The 5,923-nt window shown below is 28.0% G+C and carries 3 protein-coding genes; all 3 read right to left on the bottom strand.

Annotated features, from left to right (window positions below; translation table 11 throughout):
- Nucleotides 1-313 precede the first annotated feature (313 nt).
- Nucleotides 314-2,227, bottom strand: coding sequence for a threonine--tRNA ligase (gene thrS / locus GIL12_RS09730; protein ID WP_163470280.1), 1,914 nt, complete (start codon nucleotides 2,225-2,227; stop codon nucleotides 314-316).
- A gap of 16 nt (nucleotides 2,228-2,243) precedes the next feature.
- Nucleotides 2,244-5,699, bottom strand: coding sequence for a hypothetical protein (locus GIL12_RS09725; protein ID WP_163470279.1), 3,456 nt, complete (start codon nucleotides 5,697-5,699; stop codon nucleotides 2,244-2,246).
- 138 nt (nucleotides 5,700-5,837) lie between these two features.
- Nucleotides 5,838-5,921 (bottom strand): IS3 family transposase, encoded by an 84-nt coding sequence (locus GIL12_RS09720; protein WP_370456718.1) that lies wholly within the window; start codon nucleotides 5,919-5,921, stop codon nucleotides 5,838-5,840.
- Between the last annotated feature and the right edge of the window lie 2 nt (nucleotides 5,922-5,923).

Raw genomic sequence — 5,923 nt, 5'->3', positions numbered from 1 at the left:
AAATAGAATTTTAATTTATAGCAATTTAACAAAAATAAAAATTCCTTCAGCATAAAGCTGAAGGAACAAAAACATTATTTATTTTTTTATTTTTCTCCACCAACACCAGTTGACAAAGAACCTATAAAAAACGTCTGGCTTTTGCCAGACGTTTATTTAACATAAATAATATAATAATTTTAAACAATTTCTCCATCTAAAGAAAATCAAAATAATCTATTTATTAAATATAAGGTTGGCCTATTATTAAATTTTATTTTAATTGTCCTTGTCCTTATATTAAACATGTTTTCCTCCAGATTTTTAGTAGTAATTATTCTTTAATTTTTATTTTAGCTTCTTCCACTGCATAATCTAAGAATTCATCAAGTCCCATAGATTTTTGATCTTTTTCCCCGAATTTTCTTATATTTACACTATGACCTTCAGCTTCTGATTTTCCTATGATAATTTGCATAGGTATTTTATATTTTCCATTAGCTTCTCTTATTTTATATCCAATAGATTCTGTTCTATCATCTAATTCAACTCTAATATCTCTATCTGCTAATTTTTTCATAACTTCTTTAGCATAAGGAGTTACTTCATCATTTAAAGTTAAAATTTTAACTTGAGTTGGTGCTAACCACATAGGGAAAGCTCCTGCATAATGTTCTATTAATATTCCCATGAATCTTTCCATTGATCCATAAATAACTCTGTGAATCATTACTGGTCTATGTTTTTCTCCATCTTCACCAATATAAGTCATATCAAATCTTTCTGGTAAATTAAAGTCAAGTTGGATAGTTCCACATTGCCAAGTTCTTCCAATAGCATCTTTTATTTTAAAGTCAAGTTTTGGACCATAAAAAGCTCCATCCCCTGGATTTATTTTATATTTTCTTCCCATTTTCTTTAAAGCACCTTCTAAAGCTGCTTCTGCTTTGTCCCAAATTTCTTGAGCTCCTATTGCTTTTTCTGGTTTAGTTGATAATTCTATTTCATATTCAAAACCAAATATTCCCTTATAGAATTTATCTATTAATTCAGTTACTCCTATAATTTCATCTTGAATTTGATCTGGAGTCATGTAAATATGAGCATCATCTTGAGTAAAGGCTCTTACTCTCATAAGTCCATGTAATGCTCCTGAAAATTCATGTCTATGAACATGTCCTAATTCCCCAACTCTTTCTGGTAAATCTTTATAAGAATGGATTTTATTTTTATAAACTAAAACTCCACCTGGACAGTTCATTGGTTTTATTGCAAAATCAGTTTCATCTATAGAAGTTGTATACATATTTTCTTTATAATTAAACCAGTGTCCTGAAGTTTCCCATAATTCTCTATTTAAGATAGTTGGAGTTTGTACTTCAACATATCCTGCTTTTCTATGTTCTTTTCTCCATAAATCAATTAAAGTATTTTTTAAACACATACCCTTTGGCATAAATATAGGGAATCCTGGTCCATATTCACTCATGAAGAATAATTCTAATTCTTTTCCTAGTCTTCTATGATCTCTTTTTTCTGCTTCTTCTAAAAATTTCAAATAATCTTTTAATCTTTCTTTGCTTCCAAAAGCTAATCCATAAATTCTTTGAAGCATTTTATTGTTAGAGTCTCCTCTCCAATAAGCTCCTGCAATTGATTTTAATTTAAAGGCTTTAATGTAAGAAGTAGATGGTACATGAGGCCCTCTACATAAATCCATAAATTTACCTTGTTTATAGAAAGAAAGCATTTCTCCCTTAGCTATTTCTTTAATAATCTCAACTTTATAATCTTCACCTAATTCTTCAAAATGTTTAATTGCTTCATCTCTAGACATTTCAATTCTTTCTATTTTAATATCTTCCTTAGCTATTTTCTTCATTTCAGCTTCTATTTTAACTAAATCTTCTGGAGTAAATTGTTCTTCAGAATCAAAATCATAATAGAATCCATTTTCTATTGCTGGACCTATTGCAACCTTTGTTCCAGGAAATAATCTAATAACTGCTTGTGCCATCATATGAGCAGCTGAATGTCTTATTACTTTTTCCCCTTCTTCATCATCTATAGTTATAAATTCAACCTTTGCATCATGGTCTAAAATGTAAGACATATCTTTCATTTCCCCATCAATTTTTGCTGCAACTGATTTTTTTACAAGTGAGTTGCTAATTGATTTAGCAACTACAAACATATTTTGTGCTCCATCAAATTCTTTTATACTTCCGTCCATTAATTCTACTTTCATAATTCATCTCCTATTATTAATCATCAATGTTTATTCCATTAAATAAGTATGTCTTTGGTGAAACACTTGATGAGTCACTATCTTTATTTGCACCAAATCCAAATATAGTATTATTTGGGAAAGTTAACAATGTAAATTGTAAGGCAACTTTCCATTCATAGTCATTTGTTGACGTACTATATTCTCTATTATAAGCAACTGCCCACTCATAATATCCCATTTCTTTTCCTATTCTAATTCCAGCTTCATCAATATAGCTTTCATTTGAACTATCCACATCATCAAACTCAATGTATGTTTTTAAATTCCAACCTTCACTAGGTTTTCCTATTTTCGTGTAGTAACTAAGTTTATGCTCTTTTTCTGATGATTCCCATGAAGAACCACTACCAGAAGCTTCTTCAGAATAACTATATCCAAATCCTGTTCCATTTTTTGAATAATAAATTCCAACTCCAACATCTTGAAGAGAGTCAAAGTAATTATGCGTTTCGTCATATCTTTCTTGATTTCTTTCAACAGAAAGTGCAAAACTAAAGCTTTCTCTAATATCTCCATTATAGTTAATTTTACTATCCATAGAACTACTTAAATCAAAGGATGTACTTGATCTTCCATCAATAATTTCTTTTATTCTAGTTAAATCTTCAGAGGTAACATCCTCTTCATTTTTATTAAACTCTTTAGTTGCATATCTTCTTAAATCAGAATCAGATACCCTCTTATCTTTAAAGGTATACTTAAATGAAATTACATCTGTTGTATAATCGTTATTATAATCTGTTTCATCATAATCTCTATAATCTTCATCATAATCTTCATATGAAATTTTATATGAATGTTCTATTTCATTTCCTCTAGTGTAAGTTGTTGAATAAATTCTATTGTTTATATCTAGTAAATTTTTTCCTTCAAAATCTGCACTATCTTTAGAATCTACATATTCAAAGTTTAACTTACTGTTTTCATATTTACGAGTATAACCATAAATATTAGCACTTGCATCTTCACTATACTCTCCAGTATAAGGTGTTGTTGAAGTACTATTTTTTAGTATTTCTGCGTTATGTGCATAGGACTCTTCATTTTCATTTTTATAATACCATTCATTTTTCCCAGCAAATAAATTAACCCCATAATTTTCTAAATTTAAATCATTATAGTTATCCCCTGTTATATCTTCATTGGAATATCTTTTATTTAAATTATAGTATCCTGATACTATTTTTTCTCCGTTATTTAAGAAGGTTAATTCATTATTAAATATTCTTCCATCTTTGTTCTTATCTCTAGCCTTATCCTTATCTGTATATGAAACTTTATAATCAATAACTTTGTCATTTCCAAAATTTAATTTTAGATTATCTTCATACTTAATTTCATTTGTTTTGCTAATAAGTCTGTTAGTTTTGTTGCTGTCAGCTCCTGAATAACTATAGTCAACCATTGAAATTTTAAATTCATTGTTCAAGTTATTATCTAAATTTATTCTATGAGTTAAACCTGTCTTATATCTATTTACTTTATCATCATCAAAACCTTTTAAGCTATCATATTGATCTTGTCTAATGTTTCCATAAATATCAATTTCTCCTAAATTTCCCAAAGAAACTTTATTTTTATCTAATCCAAATTCATAGAAGTTAGATTTATTTGTATAGGTTTCCGTGCTTCCATCATACATTCCTTCTCTTGTTTTAACTGTTTCTTTAGAAGTTCCTCCAGCAACAGTCATGTTAACTAGATCTGTATAGAAAGTTGCATAACCTCTATTTTCTTTTTGTGTATTTTCCAAAATGTTTTCACTTTTATTATATTCACTTAATCTACTGCTACTTGAAAAAGCATTTTCCCTAAGTGCATCATTAGTTTGATCCAACTCTTGGTTAATATAGTTATAGGTGTAACCTGTTTTAACTTGAGTATTTTCCGTTAAATCATATTCTCCAAATTCAGCAATAAATTTTTTGCTATCATCCTTAGAATATTTTGATACTGCCCACGGTGTATAATCAAAGGTTAATCCATATTCATCTGTTGTGGATAAGGTACTTAAATTTGGGTTTCTTTCCCAAGATTTTAAAAGTCTATATTTATCCCCATTTGCATAGTCATATTGTATTTTTATGTTATTTTCTTTATCCTTAAATAAAAAACCATAATCCTCTGCTTCTGATTGTAAATCTTCCTTGTTACTTCCAGGATCAACATCATCTAAATATTTATAATATGATGACATTGTATATTTTTCATTGTCCTTTGTTATTTTTATATCTGAATATAAGTCATGATCTGTTTGCGTTCCATAACTCATATCATCAACTGCATCATAAACTGTATAATGATAAGCTTCCACATCATCTGTCAACTTAACTTTAGCACTTATGCTTATATCTTGATTGGCACCTAATTTATTTAATTCACTTGATAAAGTATAATAATTTGAAACACTTCCCATATTAGTATCACTTATTATTCCATCATCTTCCAAATCATCTATTATATCATTTAGTGATGAGTTTTCATTATAGGTTATACTTTGAAATCCAAAATTAAAATATCCATTGTCTCCAGAATAATCATGGGTATAGTTAACATTCCATCTATCATCATAACTTTCATCTGTGTCATCGTGATCTTTTTTCCATATTAAAGCATTGTCCACATTTAATTTAGATTGCCCAATGGTATCAAAGGTATACCAATTTTCCATTCTTCCAATTAATAATCCCATTTCATCTGCAAATTTTGGAGCAAATCCGCCTTGATACTTTCCATCTTTACTTTCATAGATTATCCCTTGGGTAATTGTCCATCCATAGTCATCATCTGTTCCCCACTCTGGGAATAGTGGAACTTTAGAACCATTTCTTATATTAAATCTATACCAAGGTATATTAAATGGAATTATATCTTTATTTTTAACAAATAAATCTACATTTTTTAAGGTTACTTGTTTATTTGGCTCTATAAAAATACTTTCTGCATTTAAATAATAACCTAGATCATTATTATTTTTATCTATATCTGCCTTTGGATCAGTGGTTAACCAAGCTTGTTTCAATTGTAATTTTTTATCTGAATAGTTTGCATTTTCACTACCAAAATATATTCTATCATTTGGTTTTTCAGCTCCTGTTACCTTTCCAACTTCCATCCAAGTAAAATTTTTATCAAATTTTGCTGTCTTTCCATCTAAAGAAACTTCTCCACTGGTTCCTTCAACTCTCATATCTCCTGAAAGATTATAGGAATCCATTACAATTTTATCTTTTATTATTAATTTATTATTTTCTGTATCTTGTCTTAAATTAAAAGCCTTAATTTTATTATTTTCAAATTTAATATCCACACCTTTTTTAGAATAGACAGAGTTATCATTAAGATCTAATTCAACTTGGCTCTCTTCAACTGCATTTATTTGTGTACCTATTATGGTTAAGGCTAGTATTAAACAGTACTTTTTAAACATAATTTTCTGTCCCCCTAAAAAATTTATATTAAATAAGTTAAATATATTAAATAATTATATCATAATTTTCTTTTTTTTTACATAAAAAAAAGACCTTTTTTGTAGTGAACCCATTTTCTTGGACATGAAATTTAATATTTAATTTAAGGATTGATTCCTGTATTCTGCAGGAGTTAATCCTTTTAATTTTATTTTAATTCTCTGATTATTATAATAATCAATAT

The organism is Fusobacterium sp. IOR10 (assembly GCF_010367435.1).
Taxonomy (GTDB): domain Bacteria; phylum Fusobacteriota; class Fusobacteriia; order Fusobacteriales; family Fusobacteriaceae; genus Fusobacterium_B.
This window is presented reverse-complemented; position numbering and strand designations above follow the sequence as displayed.

Coding starts and splice junctions, on each gene's coding strand:
- thrS (WP_163470280.1), bottom strand. CDS start 2,227: ATGAAAGTAGAATTAATGGACGGAAGTATAAAAGAATTTGATGGAGCA.
- GIL12_RS09725 (WP_163470279.1), bottom strand. CDS start 5,699: ATGTTTAAAAAGTACTGTTTAATACTAGCCTTAACCATAATAGGTACA.